At 59.3% G+C, this 25,001-nt stretch carries 22 protein-coding genes; 8 read left to right on the top strand and 14 right to left on the bottom strand.

Annotation, left to right across the window (positions count from 1 at the left end; genetic code table 11):
* Positions 1-124 precede the first annotated feature (124 nt).
* Positions 125-1,417, top strand: a complete 1,293-nt coding sequence (locus FFI16_RS19580; RefSeq protein WP_138816408.1) for an MFS transporter — start codon at positions 125-127, stop codon at positions 1,415-1,417.
* 49 nt (positions 1,418-1,466) lie between these two features.
* On the opposite strand, the gene FFI16_RS19575 is transcribed toward FFI16_RS19580, so the two are convergent.
* From FFI16_RS19575 to FFI16_RS19555, 5 genes are all read right to left on the bottom strand, one after another.
* The gene (locus FFI16_RS19575; protein WP_017137209.1) at positions 1,467-2,168 is read right to left on the bottom strand and encodes an ABC transporter ATP-binding protein; all 702 of its coding nucleotides are present in this window, start codon (positions 2,166-2,168) and stop codon (positions 1,467-1,469) included.
* Position 2,169: 1 nt separating this feature from the next.
* Complete coding sequence (livG, locus tag FFI16_RS19570; protein WP_003193538.1) at positions 2,170-2,937, bottom strand: high-affinity branched-chain amino acid ABC transporter ATP-binding protein LivG; 768 nt, start codon at positions 2,935-2,937, stop codon at positions 2,170-2,172.
* A complete protein-coding gene (locus FFI16_RS19565; protein WP_056857477.1) occupies positions 2,934-4,187 on the bottom strand; it encodes a high-affinity branched-chain amino acid ABC transporter permease LivM in 1,254 nt (417 codons plus the stop codon). Before FFI16_RS19565 ends, livG begins: the two co-directional genes overlap by 4 nt.
* The gene (gene livH / locus FFI16_RS19560) at positions 4,184-5,107 is read right to left on the bottom strand and encodes a high-affinity branched-chain amino acid ABC transporter permease LivH (RefSeq protein WP_017479358.1); all 924 of its coding nucleotides are present in this window, start codon (positions 5,105-5,107) and stop codon (positions 4,184-4,186) included. The genes FFI16_RS19565 and livH overlap by 4 nt, the downstream gene beginning before the upstream one ends.
* Before the next feature lie 227 nt (positions 5,108-5,334).
* Positions 5,335-6,462, bottom strand: a complete 1,128-nt coding sequence (locus FFI16_RS19555) for a branched-chain amino acid ABC transporter substrate-binding protein (RefSeq protein WP_138816407.1) — start codon at positions 6,460-6,462, stop codon at positions 5,335-5,337.
* Positions 6,463-6,803: 341 nt separating this feature from the next.
* On the opposite strand from FFI16_RS19555, the gene FFI16_RS19550 reads away from it, so the two are divergent.
* Positions 6,804-7,124: a DUF2288 domain-containing protein gene (locus FFI16_RS19550; protein ID WP_017137214.1), complete on the top strand. Its 321-nt coding sequence runs from the start codon at positions 6,804-6,806 to the stop codon at positions 7,122-7,124.
* A 291-nt stretch (positions 7,125-7,415) separates the two neighbouring features.
* Here FFI16_RS19550 and FFI16_RS19545 read toward each other — a convergent pair whose 3' ends face one another.
* The 3 genes from FFI16_RS19545 to FFI16_RS19535 all read right to left on the bottom strand — a co-directional run bounded on the left by FFI16_RS19545 (position 7,416) and on the right by FFI16_RS19535 (position 12,565).
* Entirely contained in the window at positions 7,416-9,593 is a 2,178-nt protein-coding gene (locus tag FFI16_RS19545) for a hypothetical protein (protein WP_138816406.1), read from the bottom strand.
* A 203-nt stretch (positions 9,594-9,796) separates the two neighbouring features.
* On the bottom strand, positions 9,797-12,061 hold the full coding sequence (locus FFI16_RS19540; protein WP_138816405.1) for a bifunctional diguanylate cyclase/phosphodiesterase: 2,265 nt from the start codon (positions 12,059-12,061) through the stop codon (positions 9,797-9,799).
* 138 nt (positions 12,062-12,199) lie between these two features.
* The gene (locus FFI16_RS19535; protein WP_138816404.1) at positions 12,200-12,565 is read right to left on the bottom strand and encodes a YkgJ family cysteine cluster protein; all 366 of its coding nucleotides are present in this window, start codon (positions 12,563-12,565) and stop codon (positions 12,200-12,202) included.
* A gap of 251 nt (positions 12,566-12,816) precedes the next feature.
* Here FFI16_RS19535 and FFI16_RS19525 point away from each other — a divergent pair, with 251 nt between their 5' ends.
* A complete protein-coding gene (locus FFI16_RS19525) occupies positions 12,817-14,163 on the top strand; it encodes an MFS transporter (RefSeq protein WP_138816402.1) in 1,347 nt (448 codons plus the stop codon).
* 85 nt (positions 14,164-14,248) lie between these two features.
* Here FFI16_RS19525 and rapA read toward each other — a convergent pair whose 3' ends face one another.
* Complete coding sequence (rapA, locus tag FFI16_RS19520; protein WP_138816401.1) at positions 14,249-17,095, bottom strand: RNA polymerase-associated protein RapA; 2,847 nt, start codon at positions 17,093-17,095, stop codon at positions 14,249-14,251.
* A gap of 217 nt (positions 17,096-17,312) precedes the next feature.
* On the opposite strand from rapA, the gene FFI16_RS19515 reads away from it, so the two are divergent.
* Positions 17,313-17,654 carry an aspartate-semialdehyde dehydrogenase gene (locus FFI16_RS19515; RefSeq protein ID WP_138816400.1) on the top strand — a complete coding sequence of 114 codons (342 nt, stop codon included), beginning with the start codon at positions 17,313-17,315 and terminating at the stop codon, positions 17,652-17,654.
* Here the strand turns inward: FFI16_RS19515 and FFI16_RS19510 are convergent.
* From FFI16_RS19510 to FFI16_RS19500, 3 genes are all read right to left on the bottom strand, one after another.
* A complete protein-coding gene (locus FFI16_RS19510) occupies positions 17,651-18,832 on the bottom strand; it encodes an aminotransferase class V-fold PLP-dependent enzyme (RefSeq protein ID WP_138816399.1) in 1,182 nt (393 codons plus the stop codon). The genes FFI16_RS19515 and FFI16_RS19510 overlap by 4 nt on opposite strands.
* Entirely contained in the window at positions 18,829-19,299 is a 471-nt protein-coding gene (locus FFI16_RS19505; protein ID WP_138816398.1) for a RidA family protein, read from the bottom strand. Before FFI16_RS19505 ends, FFI16_RS19510 begins: the two co-directional genes overlap by 4 nt.
* Before the next feature lie 90 nt (positions 19,300-19,389).
* A complete protein-coding gene (locus FFI16_RS19500) occupies positions 19,390-20,262 on the bottom strand; it encodes a LysR substrate-binding domain-containing protein (RefSeq protein WP_138816397.1) in 873 nt (290 codons plus the stop codon).
* Positions 20,263-20,420: 158 nt separating this feature from the next.
* Between FFI16_RS19500 and FFI16_RS19495 the strand changes: the two genes are divergently transcribed.
* From FFI16_RS19495 to ccoM, 3 genes are all read left to right on the top strand, one after another.
* On the top strand, positions 20,421-20,906 hold the full coding sequence (locus FFI16_RS19495) for a lipocalin-like domain-containing protein (protein WP_138816396.1): 486 nt from the start codon (positions 20,421-20,423) through the stop codon (positions 20,904-20,906).
* 101 nt (positions 20,907-21,007) lie between these two features.
* On the top strand, positions 21,008-21,169 hold the full coding sequence (locus FFI16_RS30540; protein ID WP_164484814.1) for a hypothetical protein: 162 nt from the start codon (positions 21,008-21,010) through the stop codon (positions 21,167-21,169).
* A gap of 143 nt (positions 21,170-21,312) precedes the next feature.
* Positions 21,313-21,429 (top strand): cytochrome c oxidase subunit CcoM, encoded by a 117-nt coding sequence (gene ccoM / locus FFI16_RS30795; RefSeq protein WP_017137226.1) that lies wholly within the window; start codon positions 21,313-21,315, stop codon positions 21,427-21,429.
* A gap of 182 nt (positions 21,430-21,611) precedes the next feature.
* Here ccoM and FFI16_RS19490 read toward each other — a convergent pair whose 3' ends face one another.
* Positions 21,612-23,087 (bottom strand): inorganic phosphate transporter, encoded by a 1,476-nt coding sequence (locus tag FFI16_RS19490; RefSeq protein ID WP_138816395.1) that lies wholly within the window; start codon positions 23,085-23,087, stop codon positions 21,612-21,614.
* Between the two features lie 334 nt (positions 23,088-23,421).
* Complete coding sequence (locus FFI16_RS19485; RefSeq protein ID WP_003189295.1) at positions 23,422-23,622, bottom strand: hypothetical protein; 201 nt, start codon at positions 23,620-23,622, stop codon at positions 23,422-23,424.
* Positions 23,623-24,129: 507 nt separating this feature from the next.
* On the opposite strand from FFI16_RS19485, the gene pcaR reads away from it, so the two are divergent.
* Positions 24,130-24,972 carry a pca regulon transcriptional regulator PcaR gene (gene pcaR, locus FFI16_RS19480; RefSeq protein ID WP_017137228.1) on the top strand — a complete coding sequence of 281 codons (843 nt, stop codon included), beginning with the start codon at positions 24,130-24,132 and terminating at the stop codon, positions 24,970-24,972.
* Positions 24,973-25,001 lie beyond the last annotated feature (29 nt).

Here is a 25,001-nt window from a genome sequence, read left to right as displayed (position 1 = left end):
TTCCGATGCCGGGCAAATGGCGCCGTGGGTCTTAGTGTTCGCTAGCTCTGTTGGCGCGTGCTGTACGATCAAGCAATGCCTGGCACTGGGCGAATGTGCGCAAGACCAATAAGGAGCTTTGGCTGTGAAGAAGCGCTTTGCAGATTTTTTCATCAGCAGAAATTTCTCGTTCCTGTGGCTGGGGCAAGCCCTCTCATCGTTTGGCGAGTTCGTTTTCGAGAGCACCGTCATTGTGTGGCTGGTGACTGACTTGTTTCACGACAGTGCGTTCTTGCCGACGGCCGTAGGCCTGGCAGTGGCGGCTTCGGCTATACCGCGTGTACTGGTAGCGCCACTGGCCGGGGCTTGGGTGGACAGGATGACGCCGCTGTACGTGATGATCGCGGCGGACGGGATTCGGGTGCTCAACTTCCTGATCTTTTTTGTGATCTATTCGCTGGCCGGCCTGGACCCGATGCAAGTGCTCGTCGGTGTTCTACTGTTGTTGTTGTTTAACAGCACGGCCGCACAGTTTTTCAACCCGTCACGCCAGGCGATTATGCAAGTGGTCATCCCTTCGGCACGACGCGTTGAAGCATCGGCCAAGGCAATGTTTTCCCTGACGGGCATTTCAGTGTTGTCGGCGTCCCTTGGGCCGGCCTTATTTGTCTGGGTGGGCCCCGCCCTGGCACTGCTGATCAATGTGCTGGCCTTTGCCTGTTCGGCCCTGTGTATCGCGTCTACCCAGGGCCTGCGCCGGACCTTGCTGACCGAGCAACAACGGCTGCCCTTTTGGCATGGAGTGCTCGCAGGGCTGCGGTTTTCCTGGGGGCACGCCTCGATCAGGACGTTGCTGATCGGTGTCGCGTTGTACGGGTTTTCCCTGGGGGTCAATAACGTCGCGTTGTCCTTGTACGCATTCAAAACCTTGGGCTTGAGCCCTTATGAATACGGTCTGATTCTCGCAGCGTTCCCTGTGGGCGGGTTGATTGCTGCCGTGCTGGTCCGGCCGCTGTTGAAGTCACTGAGTACGCGTCAGGCCTTTACCTTTGCGCTGCTGTGCATGGGGTTCAGTTACCTGGCGTATTCGCTGCATCCGCCGTTTTACCTGGCTTGGGCGCTGATGTTCAGCTGTGGGTTGTTCTTCTCGGTGTTTGCGATTGTGCAAGGGCCGATGCTCCAGGAAGCCGTGCCTGAAGGCTACATGGGGCGTGTGTCTGCAACGGTGACGCCGGTACTGGCCATCGCCTCGTTGACCGGTACGCTGGTGTGTTCTCAGACATTGAATATGGCAGAGCGCGTCATCGGCTATTTAGACGCGCCGCTGGACGTGTACGGCGCGTATATCTTCCTGGCGGCGGGCCTGTTGCTATCGGGCGGGGCATTGATGCTGGCAGGCCAGCGCGCGAGCAAGGGGCAATTGGTTGCGACGCTTTAAGCGGCGATAAAAAAACGGCCCGAGGGCCGTTTTTGTTTACCTCAATGGCTCAGCCACCGAGATAGGCTTCACGCACTTTCGGATCCGTCAGCAACTGCTCCCCGGTGCCCTGCATCACCACCCGGCCGTTTTCCAGCACGTAGGCGCGGTCGGCGATTTTCAGCGCCTGGTTGGCGTTCTGCTCCACCAGGAACACCGTCACACCGTCCTTGCGCAGTTGTTCGATGATGTCGAAGATCTGCTGGATGATGATCGGTGCCAGGCCCAGTGAAGGCTCGTCGAGCAACAACAGCTTGGGCTTGCTCATCAGCGCCCGGCCGATGGCGAGCATTTGCTGCTCGCCGCCGGACATGGTGCCGCCGCGCTGGCTGAAGCGTTCCTTGAGCCTCGGGAACAGGTGCAGCACCTTGTCCATCTGCTCTTGGTAGTCGCCCTTGTCGGTAAAGAACCCACCCATGGCCAGGTTCTCTTCTACCGTCAGGCGCGAGAACACACGACGGCCTTCGGGCACCACGGCAATGCTCTTGCGCATGATCTCGGAGGAGGCCTGACCCACCAGTTCTTCACCCATGTAGCGGATGCTGCCGCTGTGGGCTTGCGGCGAGCCGCACAGGGTCATCAGCAACGTCGACTTGCCGGCACCGTTGGCGCCGATCAGCGTGACGATTTCACCTTGGCGCACTTCCACGTTGACGCTGTGCAGCGCCTGGATCTTGCCGTAGAAAGTGGAAACGTTTTCGAATTGCAGCATTTTACGCTTCCCCCAAATAGGCTTTGATCACTTCCGGGTTGTCGCGGATCTGCTCCGGCGTGCCGTTGGCCAGTGGCGTGCCCTGGTTGATCACTACGATATGGTCGGAAATGCTCATGACCAGTTTCATGTCGTGTTCAATCAACAGCACCGTGGCGTTGTTTTCCTCACGCAGCACGCTGATCAGCGCCTTGAGGTCTTCGGTTTCCTTGGGGTTCAGGCCGGCGGCCGGTTCGTCGAGCATCAGGATCCGCGGGCGGGTCATCATGCAACGGGCGATTTCCAGTCGGCGTTGTTGGCCATAAGCCAGGGTGCCGGCGGGGCGGTTGGCAAACTCGGTCAGGTTGACCTTGTCCAGCCAGTACGCCGCGTATTCCATGGCCTCGCGCTCGCTCTTGCGGAACGCCGGAGTCTTGAACAGGCCAGCAAAGAAGTTGGTGTTCAAGTGACGGTGCTGGGCGATCAACAGGTTTTCGACCGCTGTCATATCCTTGAACAGGCGCACGTTCTGGAAGGTACGCACCACGCCTTTGCGGGCGATCTCGTGACCGGCCAGGCCCTGAATGGGTTGGCCATCCAGCAGGATGCTGCCACCGCTCGGCTTGTAGAAGCCGGTGAGGCAGTTGAACACCGTGGTCTTGCCGGCGCCGTTCGGGCCGATCAGTGCCACAACCTGTTTCTCTTTGACGGTCAGGGCTACGCCGTTGACCGCGAGCAAACCGCCGAAACGCATGCTCAAGTTTTCGACTTTCAGGATCTCGCGGCTCATTTGCGCAGCTCCATGTGTGGACGTTGCATGGGCAGCAGGCCTTGAGGACGCCAGATCATCATCAGCACCATCATGGCGCCGAACATCAACATGCGGTATTCGCTGAACTCACGCATCATTTCCGGCAGCAGGATCATCACGATTGCCGCCAGGATCACGCCCAACTGCGAGCCCATGCCACCCAGTACCACGATGGCGAGGATGATTGCCGACTCGATGAAGGTGAACGACTCCGGGGTCACCAAACCTTGGCGTGCCGCGAAGAAGCTGCCGGCGAAACCGGCGAAGGTTGCCCCGAGGGTGAATGCCGAAAGCTTGATGACTGTCGGGTTCATGCCTAACGCACGGCAGGCGATTTCATCTTCGCGCAACGCTTCCCACGCACGGCCGATCGGCATGCGCAGCAGGCGGTTGATCACGAACAGCGCCGCCAGTGCCAGCAACAGGGCCACCAGGTACAGGAACACCACTTTGCTCACCGGGTTGTAGTCGATCCCGAAGTATTCGTGGAAGGTCTGCATGCCTTCGGCTGCGGTGCGGTCGAACGTCAGCCCGAAGAACGTTGGCTTGGGAATGCTGCTGATGCCGTTGGGGCCACCGGTGATATCGGTGAGGTTACGCAGGAACAGACGGATGATTTCACCGAAGCCCAGGGTCACGATCGCCAGATAGTCACCGCGCAAGCGCAGTACCGGGAAGCCCAGCAGGAAGCCGAAGGTGGCCGCCGCCATGCCGGCCAGTGGCAGGCAGATCCAGAAGCCCCAGCCCAGGTAATGCGAGAGCAGTGCGTAGGTGTAGGCACCCACGGCATAGAAGCCCACATAACCGAGGTCAAGCAGACCGGCGAGGCCCACCACGATGTTCAGGCCCAGGCCCAGCAACACGTAGATCAGGATCAGGGTGGCGATGTCGACGGCGCCGCGCGAGCCGAAGAATGGCCAGATCAACGCGGCCACGATCAGACCGATGATGATGTAGCGCTGGGTACGCGGCAGGGTCAGGAATTGGCTGACCTTGGGCGACACCAACGGGCCACGGTTACCCTTGAAAAACGCACCGACCTGCTGGGTGAACAGCACGCGCAGGAACATCAGCACCGAGCACAGGGCGATGATGGTCAGGGTCACGGGACCGGTGCCATGCACTTCCAGGTTGATGCCGACAATGCTCAGCTTGAGGCCGAGTACCGGAAAGGCCACGGCCCAGACCAGCAAGGCGCTGAAAAACGCCGATTTAAGATATCTGCTCATACTTTCTCAACCTCCGGACGGCCCAAAATGCCGGTCGGACGGAACAACAGCACCAGAACCAACAGGCCGAACGCCACGACGTCCTTGTACTGGTCGCCGAACACGTCGGCGCCAAAGGCTTCAGCCACACCCAGCACCAGCCCGCCGAGCATCGCGCCCGGAATACTGCCGATGCCGCCCAAGACCGCCGCAGTAAAGGCCTTGAGCCCTACCAGGAAACCGGCGTTGGGGTTGATCACGCCGTACTGCATGCTCAGCAGCACCGCCGCAACGGCCGCCAGTGCAGCACCGATCACGAAGGTCAGGGCGATGATGTTGTTGGTGTTGATGCCCAACAGGTTGGCCATCTTGATGTCTTCGGCGCAGGCCCGGCAGGCGCGCCCCAGACGGGAGCGGGAAATGAACAGGGTCAGGCCGAGCATCGCCACCAGGGTGACGACGAAAACCAGCACCTGCATGTACGAAATCAGCACTTCTTGTGCACCACCTGGGCCGAAGGAGAAGCTCCCCGGGATCAGGTTGGGAATGGACTTGTCCTTGGAGTCCTGGGACAGCAATACGGTGTTCTGCAGGAAAATCGACATGCCGATGGCGGAAATCAGCGGGATCAAACGGTTGCTGCCACGCAAGGGGCGGTAGGCGACGCGCTCGATACTGTAGCCATAGGCACTGGTCACGACGATCGATGCAAGGAACGCAGCGGTCATCAACAGCGGCAGGGAGTGGATACCCAGCATGGCCAGCCCGGCAAGGGCGATGAAGGCCACGTAGGAACCAATCATGTACACCTCGCCATGGGCGAAGTTGATCATTCCAATGATGCCGTAAACCATTGTGTAGCCAATGGCTATCAAGGCATAGGTGCTGCCAACGGTCATGCCGTTAACCAGCGTTTGGAAAAAATGATAGATCTCAGGCATTACAGCGCTCCTAAAAACCCGATACGCATTTCACTGGTGGAGTCATTTCCGGCTCGGTGCCCTGCTCTGTGATCAGGTTGCACGAAGCGTTTGCCAGCGAACCGCTGGTGACGGTTTTAAGATTTTCAGGTGAGCCAGCGCCCGGATCGCGGGTGACAGGCCCATAAACCTCGTAAAACAAAGCCCACTGCTCTCACAGTGGGCTTGTTGGACCAGTAACGCCTGGCTTACTGAGGGGAAACTTCGGTTTTTGGTTTACCGAAGTGCCATTCGTAGACCACGAATTTGAAGTCCTTCAGGTCGCCCTTGGCGTCGAAGCTCAGGTCGCCAGTTGGGGTCTTGAAGGTGCCGGCGTGGATGGCAGCAGCCACTTTGGCGGTGTCTTCGCTCTTCGCGGCAGTGATACCGCCGGCGATCACTTCAACGGCCGAGTACGCCGGGAACACGAACGGACCGGTTGGGTCCTGCTTGTTCTTGGTGAACTCTTCAACGATGGCCTTGTTGGCCGGGTCGGTGTCGAAGGATTTCGGCAGGGTAACCAGCAGGCCTTCGGAAGCGCCCTGGGCGATTTGCGAGATGGAGTCGTTACCCACACCTTCTGGGCCCATGAACTTGGCGTTCACCCCTTTTTCCTTGGCCTGGCGCAGGATCAGGCCCAGCTCTGGGTGGTAGCCGCCGTAGTAGACGAAGTCGACGTTGGCTTGCTTGAGCTTCTGGATCAGCGAGCCGAAGTCTTTGTCGCCTGCGTTGATGCCTTCGAACAGGGCGACTTTCACGCCTTTCTTCTCGAGGGTCTGTTTAACGGCGGTGGCGATGCCTTCACCGTACTGCTGCTTGTCGTGGATAACAGCGACGACTTTCGGCTTCACGTGGTCGGCGATGTAGTTGCCGGCCGCTGGGCCTTGAGCGCTGTCCAGGCCGATGGTGCGGAACACCAGCTTATAGCCACGGGAAGTGATTTCCGGGCTGGTAGCCGCCGGGGTGATCATGATCACGCCTTCGTCTTCATAGATATCGGACGCGGGCTGAGTGGAGCTGGAGCAGAGGTGACCGACTACGTACTTGACGCCGTCGTTGACCACTTTGTTCGCTACGGCAACGGCTTGTTTTGGATCGCACGCATCGTCGTACTCTTTCGCTTCAAGCATTTTGCCGTCGACACCGCCTTTGGCGTTGATGTCAGCGATTGCTTGCTTGGCACCCATGAATTGCATGTCGCCGTATTGCGTCACTGGACCTGTTTTAGGGCCAGCGATACCGATCTTGATGGTGTCGGCTGCGAACGAATGGCCGGCAACCCCAGCCAGGACCATAGCGGCAAACAGTTTGGAAATCTGCTTAGTAGCCTTATTCATAGTGCTCCACTCTTACTGTTGTATTTTTTATAGTTCTAGCGGCCTTGTGAGCTGCAGAACCGGATCAGATATCGCGGATATCCCCCCGGCATTGCCCTGGCAACTGTACCGGTACAGTGTAGAGCGCCGGTTCATCGCTTGAAAAGCTGGCTGCTGGGGGCAAACCTTGGGTGTGTCGCTTTAATGAAAGAAAAAGACAGAATTGCGGCGGGCTGATGCCAGAGTTTCAGGCAATCCTTGGCTTTCCTGACACTTTCGTTCGGTGCCTCATTTGCAACTGGGTTTTTCTGCCTGACGCCTGACGCTATGATTGCGCCGATTTTTTATTCAGGTGAATTCCCATGACGCAAGAACCTAGCACCCTCTATGCCAAGCTGCTCGGTGAAACCGCCGAAATTTCCTGGAAGGAGCTTGAACCGTTCTTTGCCAAGGGTGCCCTATTGTGGGTCGACGCCGGCCTGGATTTGATCGAAGCGGCCGAAGGAATGGCCGAGGATAACCGCGACAAAGTCGCTGGGTGGCTGGCCGCAGGGAGCCTTGGCGAAGTGTCTGCGACGCGGGCGTTGGACCTGGTTGAGCGCGATCCGAGCCTGTGGGCGGTGGTGGTTTCGCCGTGGATTCTGATCCAGGAAAGGGCGGCGCAAGAAAGGCTTGCACTATAAAAGTGCGTGTTTTTTCGCCGGGCAAGTGTGTAGCGGAGTAACCGCTGGCGCCGTGATGGCATCTTGCCGTAGAGAAAGGTCACAGGTGACGGTGACGTAAGCGTCACGGGAACAGTTTTGCGCGAAGCCAAACGCCTGGGTAATTGTTTCTAGGTGTGGCAAAGCTGTAGATAGGCGGTGACTGACAGATTGCCTTCGCGAGCAAGCCCGCTCCCACATTCGACCGCACCCTTTCAGCAGGAACTCAGTCGAATGTGGGAGCGGGCTTGCTCGCGAAGGCCGTGACTCGGTCTAGGCAGTCTTGCCAGTATGGTTATTCAACGAAATAACCTTGGTCTTGCCGATCCGATGGCGGTAAATCTCGCGCAGGTACTTGATCGCCTTCTTCACGCAATCCCGTGACAGGCGAATATCGTTGATCGACACAAACTTGTCCTTGTCGTTGATCAGTTCGCGGTACTTCTTCTCATACATCGGCTTGATCGCGTACCAGTTGGTATCGAGGATCTTCGCCGGGTTTTCAAACTCATTGAGCAGCTCGTCGATGCGGTCTTCATCGAAGTCCTCATGGATGATGAAATCCAGGATCGAGTTGTCCAGTGTCTCGTCGAACCGGTACGGGTTACGCGCAAAGCAGCGTTTGATAAACGCCACGATCAGGGTCAAAAAATCATCCGACAGACACGGGCTCTTGGCGATCAAGGTGGTCAGCGACAAGTTGGCCGAGGCGCCGATGACCAGCGCATAACGCTTGAGCGTGGTATTGGGGAACAGGCTGTTTAGATGGGTCTTGAGCCGGTTGAGGTCCATGTAGGACAGCTTGTAATCCTTGGGCAACGACACAATCGAGACCACCGACGAACAGTTCTTGAAGAAGTGCAGGTCATGCAGCGCCGCCGCGTCATAGCCGGAGTTCTTGTATTGCTCCAGGGACGCCTTGTAGCGCTTGGACTCGATCGGCAACAGGCTGATGCCCTCGATGGCCTGGGTGACCTTATTGAAGTGCGGCAGGTCGATGGAGCGGAAGAACAGGTCGTCGATATTCAGGCGCTGCGGCTCTTTATCGAACACCTTGAACTTGTCGCCCGAGGGCGCCGGGGTTTCGGGTACCACCGATTCGGCGTAGGCAATCGCTACCGGCCCGGCCAGGCTCATAAACAGGTCGTTGGCATCCAGGCGGATGGTTTCGCCGATATCGATGCCGGCGCGCCGGAAGTAGTTCTGGTCGTAGTCGGTGGTCACCGCCTGGGCGGTGAGGATGTTGAAGATCTGCTGGGAGATGTACTGGTTGGCGTGTTTTTCCATGGCATTGACGTCAATGTTCTGGATATTGCCGTCATCGCTCTCTTCGGCGTATCGCATGATGTCGTTGGAAATCAACATCATCGCGTTCCACGGCCGAATACGGCCTTTTACACTGGCTTCGCTGCTGTCTTCATTGTCGAAGTTGTATGAAAAATCCCATTCTTCCGACAGGTATTTGCACAGCAACCGCCCGGCGTTGATGTGCAGCGCCTCGGACATTTCGCTGCGGTGGTCGGAGATATTCGGCAGCACGCAAATGCCGCTGGTGAAGATCGGCTCGAACACAAAGGCGTGGCCGCTTTTGCTGTCGTGCTCGTCAGCGGGCTTGGTGTCGAAGGTCTTGTTCATGTACGAGTGTTGCTGGGCCAGGCCGAACTCCGAGGCCATGCCCGAACCCGTACCGCCGCCGGCGCTGAAGATCGAGAAGTACAGGCGCGACTGGTTGGCCTTGATACCGCAGGAATCGATCAGGTACGAGTGAATCATCTTCCAGTCGGGGCTGGAAAAGCGCTGGGTGTCTTTGTTAAGGATGATCTTGGCCAGGTACTGGCCGAGGATCGGCGCGTTACCGGCGCCACCGGCGTGGACCTCCGAGAGGTCCATGATCTTCATCTTGCTGTAGTCGCGCAGGAAGCCGCTTTTTTCGCCCTTGCGCGAGAAGCGGATGCGCCCGGCAATGTCCTTGTCCAGGTCGCCCAGCATCACCAACGGTTCCACCAAAAACACCGGCTTTGTGGCCTTGCCGCCGCCCAGGCGCAAGTTGTTGCGGATCCATTGGGCGGGGCTGTAGCCCTTGTCTGTCGATTTATCTTCGGTGCTGAATTCATTGAGGTAGAACTTGCGCGCGTTGTACACCAACTCCGCCACGTCCAGCGCGATGTTCGAACCGCAGCGGCCCAGGCCGATCAGGCACACCGAGGGAAATTCCTGCTCACTGCGCGTATCAGCGTCGCCTTCGGATTGGGGCGGGCGCGGGAACACCATGTCGCGCAGGCCGTCGAGGTTATCCAGGATGCGGTCGGTATTGGTTTCGGTGAAGTACAGGTATTGCTGGGTAGACAGCGGTCGGGCGCTGCTCAATGACTTGGTGCTTGAGGGTTTCTCGGCAGGAACGGTCGGCAGTGCGTCGCAGATCTCGGATACAGCATTATTTTTGGAAGTCATTGGGCGCCATGTACCTGGACGGACGGCCCAAAAAATCCAGGCGCCATCACTGAATGAGAGTTCGCGACTTTACAGTGCGTCTGAGTCCGGGGCGCTCGGGTTTAACCTTTGGTTTTCAAGGGGAATCGGCGCCGGACTCTGATGAATCGGCCGTTCGTCGGCGTTCTTTAGGCGGATGATGGCTAAATGCCAAAATTTCGGCGTCAGCGAATTGGCCTGACAATGGACGGCGGCCCGATACGGCCTGCGCCGGTGTCTTTCGGCGCGAGGGCCTCTTTATTGCCCTCGACGCTGAATGGGTAAAGCGGGTTACGCATCTGGATGCCCTGGATCACACCCACCACATCGCTCAAGGGCACAGCCGGGCTGAGCAAGTAACCCTGGATATAGTCGCAGCCGTGCTTGAGCAGCAGTTCAAATTGCGCCTGGGTTTCCACGCCTTCGGTGACCACCTGCAAGTGCAGGGTGTGGGCCATGCCGATGATCGCCTGCACAATCTCGACATCGGCGGTGGACTTGGGGATGTCCTGGATAAACGACCGGTCGATCTTCAGGGTATTGAGCGGCAGGCGCTTGAGGTAGGCCAGGGATGAATACCCGGTGCCGAAATCATCAATGGCCAGCGAAACGCCCAAGGCGCGGATCTGGCGCAACAGCGCCAGGGTGCTGCTGATATTGCCCATCAGCGCGTTTTCGGTGACTTCCAGTTCCAGGCGGCTGGCGGTGATCCCGGCAAAACGCAGGGCGGCCTCGATCTCATCGGCCAGTTCGTCACGGGCCAGGTTCAAGGCCGAGCAGTTCACGGCCATGGTCAACTCGGTGTAACCGCGGTCAGACAGCAGGCTCAAATCGTGACAGGCCTGACGCAATACCCAGTGGTCGAGTTCGGCAATCAAACCGTTGTTTTCAGCGATGCCGATAAACCGGTCCGGCGCCAGCAGCCCGTGTTGCGGATGCTGCCAGCGCACCAGCGCTTCCAGGCGAGTGACCTTACCCAGTTTCATGTCGAAGATAGGCTGGTAGAACAGCACCAATTCATTGCGGCCGCGCAGCGCGGCGCGCAACTCCTCTTCCAGTTGCAGCTCAAGGAAGGCGCGGGTTTTAAGGTTGGAGCTGAAGAAGTTCAGGCTGTTGCGACCGGCATCCTTGGACTGGTACAGCGCCAGGTCAGCGGTTTTAAGCAACTCTTCGCAGGTCAGCCCGTCATCGGGGAACAGGCTGATGCCGATGCTGGTGGTCATCACCATGCGCCGCCCGGCCAGTTCGATCGGTTCTTTCATTTTTTGCATGATGCGCTGGGCCAGGTGCCGCGCTTCGTCGCGATGGTGAATATTGATCAGGATGCAGAACTCGTCGCCGCCAAACCGCGCGACCACATCTTCATGGCTGCGTACCGACCCCTTGATATGCCCGGCCAGCACGGTGAGCAGTTGGTCGCCGGCATCGTGGCCGAGGCTGTCATTGATGCGCTTGAAGTGGTCGATATCAAGGAAGATCACCGCCATCATGCCGTTACTGGCGGTTTTTTCCGCGACTTTTTCTGCAAAGATCTGGTTGAAACCACGACGGTTGAGCAGGCTGGTCAGCGCATCGAAGTGCGCCACTTGCTGCAGCGAGGCGCGGGCTTGGTCCAGCTCGCTGAGCAGGGCATTGACCCGGCGCAGGTCGCGCTCCTTGTGCTGCAGTTTTTTGTCGGCGAGGGCAGCGCTGACGCTGCTGCCGATCACCAGCAGGGTGATCACGGCCACCGACAGGCCCAGTTGAATCGGGTTGTTGTCCAGCGGTAACGAAAGGTCGGCCCCAGTCGGCACCAGCATTTGCATGGCGGCCATGCCGGTGAAGTGCATGCTCAGGATGCCGGCACCCAGCACCAGGCTGGCGGCGTATTTGAGCAACTGATGGAACACGCCGGAGCCGGTGCGCAGGTAGCTCGACAGCAACAGCGCGGCCAGGCTGGCGCCGATGGCAATGGCCACGGAGGCCAGGAACAGGTCTGTCCCGAAGTACACATCGGCCTGGGAGCGCATGGCCGACATGCCGACGTAATGCATCAACGCGATACCGATGCCCATCCACACCGACGCCAGCAGGTATTGATGGAAACGCAGATGGGTATGACTGAGGGTTTGCATGGCGAACAGCGAAGCGATCAAGGCGATCACCAGCGAAGCGAACGTCATGAGCAATTCATAATGAATGGCGATAGGCGCCTGGAAGGCCAGCATGCTGATGAAGTGCGTCGACCAAATGCCACCTGCCAGGCAACCCGCGCCCAGCCAGCGCCAATGACGGCGGGCGGTAGGGTCTTCGACATGGCCGACGCGTTCAGCCATGTCCAGCGTGCCGAAGCCGGCTGCGCAAGCAACCAGATACGCCAGTAGCACCAGGAACGGGTTATGACTGCAATTGAGTAATAAATGCCCATTCTCTGGCAGGTCGGTAAAAAAATGCAGACCCAGCCATTCCATAGCAAGCCCCATCATAGAGTCACGTCACAGCCTACGGCGATGACCTATGAAGTCGAGTATAGAAGCCTCGCGGGATTTGCCAGGGATAATGGCACTTTGCTCTCAACCATTTTGGCATGCCCGCCATAGCGTTTGATGCTAAGCGCTGATCGGCAGGTCCAATTCGAAAGGTGCCTCTAACGGCGGCAGGCCGAAGGCCGCGCGCGCCTTGTCGCAGTCGACGTTCTGCTCGCCCTGGCTCCATGACGCGTCGAACTCCCGGCAGGGGCTTGAGCGTTGTTCATAGATGGTGCAACGGGTGCCCTTGCCGACCTCACCCTCAAGGCTGCAACACCTGGCGGGTTTCTGGTCGGTACCGATCATCGCTACGCGTGTGGGGTTGATCTGCACCACCAGGTCATCGGGCACCGTGCCGCCCGATGAGGCGCACTCGCCCCAGAAGAAAGACACGCGAAAGTGTGAACAGCAGGCACCGCAACTCAGACACGGACTGGCTTCGGACATGGGCGTCATCGATAAGAAAAGTAGGATGTGGGTGTTACGGAAGGCTCGCCATTCTATCCGTGCCATGGCGGTTGGGAAGGGGGGCGAGAACTTATATTTTCGTAGGGAAAGTCCCGCGGTTGCGGGTGAAATCATGCCCTATCAGCTTTACGAATCATTACAGACAAGTGTGCCAGGCCTGATTATGTTGCAGGTACCGGGCAGGATGCATCGGGCATCGCAGCTCTCATAACAATAAAAGAGACGGACCCATGCAGAACTCGACCCAAGCGGCGAATGCCTGGCGCATTCTGTTCCTGCTGTTCCTCGCCAACCTGTTCAATTTCTTCGACCGCACCATTCCCGCCATCATCATCGAGCCAATCCGCATGGAATGGCAATTGAGCGACTTCCAGCTCGGCATCATCGGCACCGCCTTTACTATCGTCTACGCCATCGCCGGCCTGCCGCTCGGGCGCCTGGCCGACACCGGTTCACGCAGCAAACTGATGGGTTGGGGCCTGTTCGCCTGGAGCGGGCTGACGGCGGTCAACGGCATGGTCGGCAGCTTCTGGACCTTTTTGCTGGTGCGCATGGGCATTGGCATCGGCGAGGCCAGCTATGCGCCAGCGGCCAATTCGCTGATCGGCGACTTGTTTCCCGCGCACCGCCGCGCGCGGGCCATGGGCATCTTCATGCTGGGCCTGCCGTTGGGCCTGCTGCTGGCGTTTTTCACCATTGGCGCAATGGTCAAGGCGTTTGACAGCTGGCGAGCACCGTTCTTTATCGCCGCCGTGCCGGGGCTGATCCTCGCGATCTTCATGTTCTATGTCAAGGAACCCAAGCGCGGCGCGGCGGAAACCGTGCAAGTCTCCCAAGAGCGCGTCGATCGCCCGATTCGTCGCGTTCTGGCGGTGCCGACCTTCCTGTGGCTGGTGCTGGCCGGGTTGTGCTTTAACTTCGCCACTTATGCGTGCAACTCGTTCCTGGTGCCGATGTTGCAGCGCTACTTCCTGATGCCGTTGCAGGACGCGGCGGTGGCCACCGGCGTGATCGTCGGCATCACCGGGCTGGTGGGCCTGACCCTGGGCGGCTGGATTGCCGACAAGATCCATCAGCGGGTCGCCAACGGCCGGCTGCTGTTTGCCGCGTGCAGCTTGATTATCTCGACCATCACCACTGCCTGGGCCTTGCATGCCGGGCGCATTGAGATTGGCGTGTTTGTGGCGCTGTTCAGTGTGGGCTGGTTGTTCGCCTATAACTTCTACACCTGCGTGTACACGGCGATTCAGGACGTGGTTGAGCCACGCCTGCGCGCCACGGCGATGGCGTTGTTTTTTGCCGGCTTGTACTTGCTCGGCGGTGGCATGGGGCCAGTGGTGGTGGGCGGCCTGTCTGACCATTTTGCCCATTCGGCGATGTACGCCGATGGCGCTGCGCAGATGACCGAGGCGTACAAAGCGGTGGGCTTGCACGACGCCATGTACCTGATTCCAGTGGCGCTGTTTTTGACCATGCTGTTTCTGTTCCAGGCCTCGCGCAGTTTTGTGCGCGATGCCAAGAAGATGAAGGATGGGTTGGGGGCGGTGGAGGTGCCTGCTGCTGCCGCTGTAGCTTGATCGTGTCCCACGCTCCGCGTGGGGCACGATCATAAAAAAGGCCCGCATTGCGCGGGCCTTGTTTTTTAGCAGGGCAGGGCGGTTATCAACCCGCCACCAACACCCGAATCGCTTCCAACCGCAGCGCCGCCTTGTCGAGCATGGCCAGGCCTTGCTCGCGCTGTTGGCGCAGGGCCACCAGCTCGCTGTCGCGCACGGTCGGGTTGACCGCTTGCAACGCGGTCAGGCGCGCCAGTTCTTCGTCGGTGTCGGCTGCCAGGCGACGTTTGGCCTCGGCCACACGCTCGGCGTGACGCGGGGTGATCTTCTCTTCGCCGGCATTGATGCGCGGCGTGAGCTGATCGCGCTGGGCCTGCACGAACTTGTTGGCGCTGGCGCGTGGCACGCTTTCCAGCTGGTCGTTCAACGTTTCAAACGACACACGGCCCGACAGGTCATTGCCATTGGTGTCCAGCAGGCAGCGCAGCGCCGCCGGCGGCAGGTAACGGCCCAGTTGCAGCGAGCGCGGGGCAACCACTTCACTGACGTAAAGCAGTTCCAGCAACACGGTGCCCGGCTTGAGCGCCTTGTTCTTGATCAGCGCCACGGCGGTGTTGCCCATCGAGCCGGACAGCACCAGGTCCATGCCGCCTTGCACCATCGGGTGTTCCCAGGTGATGAACTGCATGTCTTCACGCGACAGCGCCTGGTTACGGTCGTAGGTGATGGTCACACCTTCGTCGTCGCCCAGGGGGAAGCTGGCGTCGAGCATTTTTTCGCTGGGCTTGAGGATCAGTGCGTTTTCCGAATGGTCTTCGCTGTCGATGCCGAAGGCGTCGAACAGGGTTTCCATATAGATCGGCAGGGCGAACTGGTCGTCTTGCTCAAGAATGTCTTCCACCAGCGCATCGCCTTCACCCGCGCCGCCGGAGTTGAGCTCCAGCAAACGGTCGCGACCGGTGTGCAGTTCCTGTTCCAGACGCTCGCGCTCGGCACGCGCTTCGTCGATCAGGGCTTGCCACTCGCCGTCGTCGGCGTTTTCCAGCAGCGGCAGCAGACGCGGGCCAAACTGATGCTGCAAGGCGTTGCCGGTCGGGCAGGTGTTGAGGAACGCGTTCAGCGCTTCGTGATACCACTGGAACAGGCGCTCTTGCGGGCTGGTTTCCAGGTACGGCAGGTGCAGTTCGATCACATGCTTCTGGCCGATCCGGTCCAGACGGCCGATCCGCTGTTCCAGCAGGTCGGGGTGGGACGGCAGGTCGAACAGCACCAAGTGGTGGGAGAACTGGAAGTTACGGCCTTCACTGCCGATTTCCGAGCAGATCAGCACCTGGGCGCCGAACTCTTCGTCTGCGAAGTAGGCAGCGGCGCGGTCACGCTCGAGGATGTTCATGCCCTCGTGGAACACCGTGGCCGGGATGCCGGAGCGCACGCGCAGGGCGTCTTCCAGGTCCATGGCGGTTTCGGCGTGGGCGCAGATCACCAGCACTTTGGTGCGCTTGAGCATTTTCAGCTGGTCGATCAGCCACTCGACGCGCGGGTCGAAACGCCACCAGCGGTTTTCTTCTTCAACATCCGGCTGCGACTGGAAGCTGACTTCCGGGTACAGCTCGGCGTGTTCGCCCAGCGGCAGTTCCAGGTATTCGTCCGGGTTTGGCAGCGGGTAAGCGTGCAGCTTGCGCTCCGGAAAACCCTGCACGGCGGCGCGGGTGTTACGGAACAATACGCGGCCGGTGCCGTGGCGGTCGAGCAGCTCACGCACCAGGCGTGCGCTGGCTTCGGTGTCGCCATCGTTGACGGCGGTGAGCAGTGCTTCACCTTCGTCACCGAGGAAACCCTGGATGGTTTTGTGCGCTTTTGGCGACAGGCGGCCCTTGTCCAGCAACTCCTGTACGGCTTCGGCTACCGGGCGATAGTTCTCGCTTTCGGCGCGGAAGGCGTGCAGGTCGTGGAAGCGGTTCGGGTCCAACAGGCGCAGGCGCGCGAAGTGGCTGTCCTGGCCCAGTTGTTCCGGGGTGGCGGTGAGCAGCAACACGCCAGGGATCACTTCGGCCAGTTGCTCGACCAGCGCGTATTCCGGGCTGGCTTTTTCTTCATGCCACACCAAGTGGTGGGCTTCGTCGACCACCAGCAGGTCCCAGCCGGCGGCGAACAGCGCGTCCTGGGCCTTCTCGTCGTCCACCAGCCATTCCAGGGCTACCAGCGCCAGCTGGGTGTCTTCGAACGGGTTGGTGGCATCGCTTTCGATAAAACGTTCTTCGTCGAACAGCGCAACCTGCAGGTTAAAGCGGCGGCGCATTTCCACCAGCCACTGGTGCTGGAGGTTTTCCGGTACCAGGATCAGCACGCGGTTGGCGCGGCCCGACAGCAGTTGGCGATGGATCACCAGGCCCGCTTCGATGGTCTTGCCCAGGCCCACTTCGTCGGCCAGCAATACCCGTGGCGCGATACGGTCAGCGACTTCGCGGGCGATGTGCAGTTGGTGAGCAATAGGTTGCGCACGCACGCCGCCCAAGCCCCACAGCGAGGACTGCAACTGACGGCTGGTGTGTTCCAGCGTGTGGTAGCGCAGCGAGAACCAGGCCAGCGGGTCGATCTGCCCGGCGAACAGACGGTCGCTGGCCAGACGGAACTGGATGAAGTTCGACAGTTGGGTTTCCGGCAGGGTGACCTGCTCGTTCTGCCCATTGAGGCCGTGGTAGACCAGCAGGCCATCGACGTCGTCGACTTCCTGTACGGTCATTTTCCAGCCTTCGAAATGGGTGATGCTGTCACCCGGCGAAAACCTCACACGAGTGAGGGGCGCATTCCGTAGCGCATACTGACGAGTGTCGCCAGTGGCCGGATAGAGCACGGTCAACAAGCGCCCGTCCTGTGCCAGAACGGTGCCTAACCCCAGCTCTGCTTCGCTGTCACTAATCCAGCGTTGCCCCGGTTGATACTGCTGCGCCATGCTGCCTGACTCCCGCCGTGAAAAAGCCGACTATTCTAACGGAACACGGCTTCCAGACCAAAAGGAATAGGTGCAGCTTCAAGCTTTAAGCTACAAGCGGCAAGAAAAAGGGCGATATGTTCGTCGGATAGATGACGATTGGTTCACAAGTTGGGGGCTTGGCACTCAAGTCGCCCCTCCCGCAGCCGACAGTCTGCTGAACAGGAGACTAAAAACCATGCTGCCACCCATACTGCCCCTGAGTGTTGTGCCGGTTACGTCACAGCTTGATCCGGTGCGCCAGAAGCCGGATATCCCGCCCGTGGTGCCTGTTCAGCCGGGCTCCAACGAAAGCACTATCGACCTGAAAAAGGGCGATGCCGAGCAGTCGACTTTTTTACTGCGTGAAGAACAACGCCGTCAGCAAGAGCAGCAGAAACGCCGGCGCGAAGCGGATGAAGACCCTGACGCGCACCTGGCGATCCCCGGCGATGAGCTCAACGCCGACAACACGGTGCCGGTGGCGCCGCTGATCGAAGACGCGCCGCGCCAGGGTTTGTGGGTGGACGTCGAGGTTTAATCGCGCAACTCGCGCAACGCGGCGATCAGCAATTCAATGTCGTGTTCGGTGTTGAGCGGGCTGACAGACACCCGCGCGATGCTTGTAAGCCCCCGCGCCTGCATATCCAGCGGCGTGTAGGCCACGCTATTGGCGCCGATGTTGATGCGCTTCAATCCCAGCCTGCGTTTGAGTTCAAACGCGTCCCAACCGGCGAGGTTAAAGGCGATCAGTCCTGAGTGGGCCGTGCCCAAATCGTGCAGTGAGATGCCCGGAATCTGACGCAGCGCGTCGCGGATTCGTCCACTGAGTTGCAGGACCCTTTCCCATGTCTGCTCCACGCCCAGTCGGTTGATTTCCTGCAACGCATTGCCCAGGCCCACCAATAAGGCGTAGGACACTTCGCTGGTTTCAAAGCGGCGGGCATCGTTACGCAGGTCGAACCCTTCAGCAGTCCAGGGCGCCGAGAACACATCGCGCTGGGCGGGGTTCAGGCGTTGCAGAAAGTCCGGTCGTACATACAGCAGCGCCGTGCCACGCGGCCCGCGCAGGTGTTTGCGCCCGGCCGACTTGAGCACGTCGCAGTGCAACGCCTGCACGTCCACCGGCAACTGGCCGACGGCTTGGCCGGCGTCGATGAAGTAGGGGATTGCGTGGCGCCTGGCCACTTCGCCGATGGCCTGGGCCGGGTTGATCAGGCCGCCATTGGCCGGCAGCCAGGTCAGGTCGATCAGTTTGACGTTGGCATCAATCATCGCTTCCAGCGCCAGCGGGCACACTGCGCCGGTGGCATCGCAGGGGATGACCTCCACGTGTGCACCCGCTTGCACCGCCAACTGCATACTCGCCAGGTTGCCGCCCCATTCATGGCGGCCGACCAGGATGCGATCGCCCGGCTGCCACGGCCCCAAGGCCTGGAACGCCAGGCTCCAGGCGGTTGAGCCGCTGCTGGCAAAGGCAATCGAGGAGGCGGGCGCATTGAGCAGTTGCGCGGCTGCGCGCCGGGCTTTTTCCACCAGGATCGCGCCATGCTCGCCGGCCTCCATCGGGCCATCACGGGCTTCGCGTTGCAACTGGTCGATGATGGCGTCGAGGGTGGCTTGGCTCGGCAGCGAGGCACCGGCGTGGTTGAAGTGCACGATGCCCGACTGGCAGCCGGGTGTGTCGTCACGCAGGTGCTGGACTTGCAGCGGGCTCACGGCTGCAGCTCGAAAATGGCGTCCACCTCCACGGCGACGCCGGCGGGCAGGCTCGAAACGCCGACGGCGGTGCGCACGTGCCGGCCTTTGTCGCCCAGGGCATTGACCAGCAGATTGGAGGCGCCATTGGCAACCACGCTTTGGCGTGTGAAATCGCCGCTGCTGGCGATGAACACACCCAAACGGAGAATACGCACCACGCGCGACAGGTCATCGCCGACGGCAGCGCTTAACTGGCCGAGCAAGCCCAGCGCCGCCAGCTCTGCTGCCTGGGCACCTTCTTCATCGCTGAGGGATTCGCCCAGCCGGCCGATGTAGGCAGGTTTACCCTCGACCATGGGAATTTGCCCGGAAATAAACAGCTGGTTCTGGCTGATCACATGGTTGATGTAGTTGGCTGCGGGTTGGCTGGGAGTTGGCAGCGTCAGGCCAAGGGCTTGTACGCGTTGGTGGATGGAATCGCTCATGTTGGATCCTCTCGGGTTAAGAGGTTTGAGCATGTTTGTTGTAGCAATGGGCGACAAACGGATAGATCTCACGCGACGTATCGAAATAGCTCATGCGTCGGCGCAGGTGTCTTGCAACCATTGACTGAAGCATTCGACGGCTTGGCTCGCAGGGCCTTGAGGCACGATCAGCCAGTAACCGATTTCACTGTGATAGGGCGGCCAGTCGAAGGCTTCCACCAGGCTGCCGTCCTTGAGCTTGCGCTCTATCAGGCGGTGACGGCCCATGGCGATGCCTTGGCCGGCCACGGCGGCTTCGACCACGATGTTGTAGTCGTGCAGCATCACGCGGGGGTGGTGGTCGAGGTTGACCCGGTAGTGCGCAGACCAATCCGTCCACTCGAAAGGGCGGTGCGAGGTGGCCATCAACAAGGGCGCGTTGTGCAGTTGACTGGCCTTGAAGGCCGGGCTGCACACCGGTGAGATGACCTCCGCCATCAAGCGCGTGGCCTGCACATCGGGCCAGTCGCCCTTGCCGTAACGGATGGCCAGGTCGACCTCGGCGGCGGCGACGTTGGCCAATTGAATCGCCGGCAGCAGTTCCACTTGGATATGCGGATAACGATTGAGAAACCCGGCCAGGCGTGGGGCCAACCACAGCGTGGCAAACGAGGCCAACAGGCCCACGCGCAGTACCGTGGTCGTGGGGGCGACTTTTTGCGCGCGGGTGGCGGCGGCGATCATGTCGAGGGCCGGGCGGATTTCGTCGTAGTAGTGTTGGCCGTCGGCGGTCAGATCAATCGCGCGGGTGCGTCGGATAAACAGTGGTTTGCCCAGATACTGTTCGAGTTTTTGCACTTGGTGGCTGAGTGCGCTCTGGGTAACCGACAACTCATTGGCCGCCTTGATAAAACTCAAGTGCCGCGCCACCGCCTCAAAAGCGCGCAGGGCCAGCAGCGGCGGAAGGTCATTGTGCAGTGCCAACTGAGTGCGCCTACAGGGTAAGTTGGAAAGTGTCGATTTTGGGCGATGTGTTTCCTTTTGTCGCCCGCAGATTCTTCTGTCGTAGTTTGAGGATATGCCTTACATCTCCTCGGGCGGCTGTACGCAAAGCTCTGTGTCTTTTTTGAGACGGTAGAGCGATGAAAAACCTTATAAAGGCCAATGTGATCGGATTGGCGGTTTCAATGGGCCTTTGCGCAGGCGCAGCAGCGAATGAGTCACCGCTGGTCGGGGCCTGGAAGCTGGTGGGCTATCAGGTCGAGTCCCAGGATACGCGTGAGAAAATCCCGGCAATGGGCAGCCGTCCTTCCGGGCGCGTTATTTTTACCGCAGATCATCGAGTGGCTTTCGTGTTGACCGGTGAGGGAAGAAAGCCCGGCTCTTCCGACGCTGAAAAATCAGTGCTGTTGAATACGCTGGTGGCTTATACCGGTATTGAGCGGGTCGAGGGCAATCAATGGTGTACAGAGGTTGATTCTGCCTGGAATCCGGCGTGGGTGGGGACGGTGCAATGCCGTGATTTTCAGGTCAGGGGCGACACGCTGGAAGTGCTGACGCCCTGGCGCCAAATGCCGAATTGGCCGGGGACTACACGTTCCATCATTACGTTTGAGCGGGATAAATAAGCGCCAGAAGAGGGAAGTACGAGGATTTTCACCCTGGTATTTGCCGTCGAGCGGGAGAGGCCGCATTATTGAGCCATTCCCGCCACGACGTATGCCAAGCCATGAGTGATGATGACAAGCTGATTGACCTGAATGCCGAACGCGCCAAGCGTGTGCATGATCTGAATGACAAGCGCCTGAACGAAGTGCGCCAGGCGTTTGAACAAGCGATGCCTTTAGGCAAGACCAAGAAGAAGTCGAAGAACAAACCGAAAAAGCGTTGAAACAACCTGCATCCCTTGATGCAGGTCAGTTATTGCCCTTCTTTACGCCCCGTTGCGGGCGACATTGATCCCCGTCAATTTTCCAATCCGCCTTCTCGATTAACTTAGCCCTATCGCAACAGGGCACGAGCAGGAGGCCGGTCATGTTTTTCGATAATGTGGTATTTGCCGGGGTGCTGACTGTCAGCCTCATGGTGCTGTTTTTTGTAGGGTTTGGGATTTTTATCTGGAAGGACGCTAATAAGCGTAAAGAACCGTAAGTTCTTCTGGGTTACATGAGCACGCAAGGCATTTTGGGCGACTTCGGTCGCCCTTTTTTTTGCCTGCTATTTAGTGTGTTGTGCAGATGATCGTTCCCACGCTCCGCGTGGGAACGATCTGTGGAGATAAAAAAAGGCGTGATCCTTATCGGGATCACGCCTTCTTTTTCAGCCGCAGCCTATCAGCTACCCAACGCCTTGGACGCCAGCCAGAACAACCCGGCCGACAGGCCTACGGTTGCTGGCAAGGTCAACACCCAGGCCATCAGGATGGTCTTGACGGTGCCACCTTGCAGGCCACTCTTGTTGGCGACCATGGTGCCGGCAACACCGGACGACAACACGTGGGTGGTCGACACCGGCAGGCTGAAGATGTTGGCCAGGCCAATCATGCTCGCCGTGGTGATCTGCGCCGACATGCCCTGGGCATAGGTCATGCCCTGCTTGCCGATCTTCTCACCGATGGTCAGTACCACACGCTTCCAGCCAACCATGGTGCCCAGGCCCAGGGCCAGTGCGACGGCGAGGATCACCCAGAACGGGGCGTATTCGGTGGTGGCGGTCAAGTCTTTGCGCAGCTTGTCCAGGTCGGACTTCTCACGCGCTTCCAGGCCCGGCAGCTTGCCGACTTTCTTCGCGGTGTCGTCCAGGCACAGCAGGTAGCGACGCACTTCAATGCGGTGCTCGGCAGTCAGCGAATGGTAGTCGGAAACGCCTTTGAGGGTTTCCATCAATGCATTGATCGTCGGCTCGGTCTGCTGCGGGTTGCACTGGAACTTGCCCGGCAGGTCGTCCTTCACGCTTTTGCCCAGTGCCAGGAACTCGCCAAGGGTGGCGTTGTTGCGCTGGTAGAACTGGCTCAGGTGCACGGTAGCGTCACGGGTACGTTCGATCTGGTAGGTGGTGCTGCCCAGGTCGAGTACGAACTGCGCCGGTACGATACCGATGAGCACCAGCATGATCAGGCCGATGCCCTTCTGGCCATCGTTGGAACCGTGCACGAAGCTCACGGCCATGGCCGAGATCACCAGTACCAGACGGTTCCAGAACGGTGGGTGCTTCTTGTCGTCAAGCTTGCGGCGCTGGTCCGGGGTCTTGTGCATTTTCGACAGTGGGCGCCACCATTTCAGGCCGATCAGCACCAAGGCTGCGACCAGGAAGCCGGCCATCGGCGAGAACACCAGGGAAGCGCCGATATCGATGGCTTTCTGCCAGTTCACACCGTCCGCCAGGGGGATGTCGTTGATCAGGGCGTTGGCCAGGCCGACACCCAGGATCGAGCCGATCAAGGTATGGGAGCTGGAGGCCGGGATACCGAAGTACCAGGTGCCCAGGTTCCAGGTGATCGCCGCTGCCAATAAAGAGAAGACCATTGCCAGGCCATGGCCGGTGTTCACATTGATCAGCAACTCCACCGGCAGCAAGTGCACGATGGCGTAAGCGACGCCGACACCACCGAGCAACACGCCGAGGAAGTTGAACACCCCGGAGAAGAACACGGCCAGGTGCGGCGGCATGGCTTTGGTGTAGATGACTGTGGCCACCGCGTTAGCGGTGTCATGAAAGCCATTGATGAACTCGAAGGCGAGGACAAAGGCCAGGGCGAGCAACAGGCTCACTAGAACCCAAGCATCCAGTCCGCTGAATAAATCGATCATGAAGGTTTTCTGACCCGGTCGTAAGGGGGCGCGATTATGCCAGAAAACCTCAGTAATCGATGCATTAGCTGCTCATCGGTAACAATCTTCACTGAAAAAGCATCGGGCAAAGCGGTGCATCCCAGGGTTTTCGGGGCTTTGGCAAGTCTTTGATTTATAAAGTATGGGGCCGAAAAGACACGGATTTGTCATGCAAACGTCATGTCTGAAACATTTGTATGAAATTTCGTTGGCAGCAGCAGGACGCTGACCAATGGTAAGTCCATGCGAGGTGCCCTCCGCCGGCGGTGAGCCGGCAGAGACAGCAAGACCCTGGAAACTCAGAGCGAAGGGCTTATGGCTCTTCGGTTTTGAGTTCCTGTTCAATCTTTTGGATTTCCTGGGCAAATGCCTGATCGAGCAAACTGGCGCGTTTGCGCCAGGGTTTGCGCTCGGGTTCAGGTTGTGCGGCGTAGGTGGTGACTTCCCCGCCGTAAACGTCCTTGTAACGTTGTTCCTGGCGCTCAAGTTCCGCGCGCAGTTCGTCTTTCGTCACAGTGTTACCTAATTAAGTTGAGTGTATTGACTGTGCAGCGGCATGCCTGAAAGTCGTCCTCGGGTTGTTTGAAATTGAACAGTAGAACCATTCAAGTTTGAAAAAAAAGACCAAAGGGCAAATCTTATAAACAGGTATGTGTGACCGATGATGCATGCAACGCGCATCGCCTGGTGAGCTCCACTCCCGATGATAATGAAACCGGGCCGACCTCTGCACAAGCTGCATTATAGCGGCGCATTTGAATAAAACTATCAGCATTAAGTTAAAAAGCGTCAACTTCGTGTGAGACTTTTGTTACATGACGGTGTGAGTCATTCGCGCGTTACGCGCATTACTGTAGTGGTCCCACCAGCTGTCGGGTTCCACCGGCAGAATTGCGATAATCGCATGGCCGTCCGATAATCGCCCAATGTTGCGGGCGCCACCTTGTGCATCCCGACCGGCGCGGCTTGTAATGGCGGCCAACCCTCCCAGCGGTTGAAAACAAGAGAAAGGACCCTTGAAATGAACGATCAATTGCGCAACTCCTTCGCATCAGTGGCGCCGCCGATCGTGGCTTCACCGGCCAAGCGTATCCAAGCGTTTACCGGTGATCCGGACTTCATGACCTCCCTGGCGCGCGGCCTGGCCGTGGTGCAGGCGTTTCAGGAGCGCAAGCGCCACCTGACCATCGCCCAGATCAGCCATCGCACCGAAATCCCGCGTGCCGCCGTGCGCCGTTGCCTGCACACCTTGATCAAACTCGGTTATGCCACCACCGATGGGCGCACCTATTCGCTGCTGCCCAAGGTCCTGACCCTGGGGCATGCCTATTTGTCTTCCACGCCATTGGCCGTATCGGCCCAGCCGTACCTGGACCGTATGAGCGAGCAATTGCACGAAGCCTGCAATATGGCGACCCTGGAAGGCGACGACATCCTGTATATCGCCCGCTCTGCCACCACCCAGCGCCTGATCTCGGTGGATCTGTCGGTGGGCGGGCGTTTGCCGGCGTATTGCACATCGATGGGGCGCATCCTCCTGGCGGCGCTGGATGATGCTTCGCTCAAGGACTATCTCGACCACGCCGACCTGCAAACCAAGACCAGCCGCACCCTGACCACGCCCGAAGCCTTGTTCGAATGCCTGCAACAAGTGCGTCAACAGGGCTGGTGCATCGTCGATCAGGAACTGGAGCAGGGCCTGCGTTCCATCGCCGTGCCGGTGTACGACGCTTCCGGCCAGGTGTTGGCCGCGCTCAATGTCAGCACCCACGCCGGGCGTGTCAGCCGCAGCGAGCTGGAGCAGCGTTTCCTGCCGAGCATGCTCAGCGCCAGTCGCGAGCTGAGTGCGCAACTGTTTGCCTAAGTGTTCGGTGACCGCACAGATCCCGGTTT

It is taken from the genome of Pseudomonas sp. KBS0710 (genome assembly GCF_005938045.2).
Classification (GTDB): Bacteria; Pseudomonadota; Gammaproteobacteria; order Pseudomonadales; family Pseudomonadaceae; genus Aquipseudomonas.
This window is presented reverse-complemented; position numbering and strand designations above follow the sequence as displayed.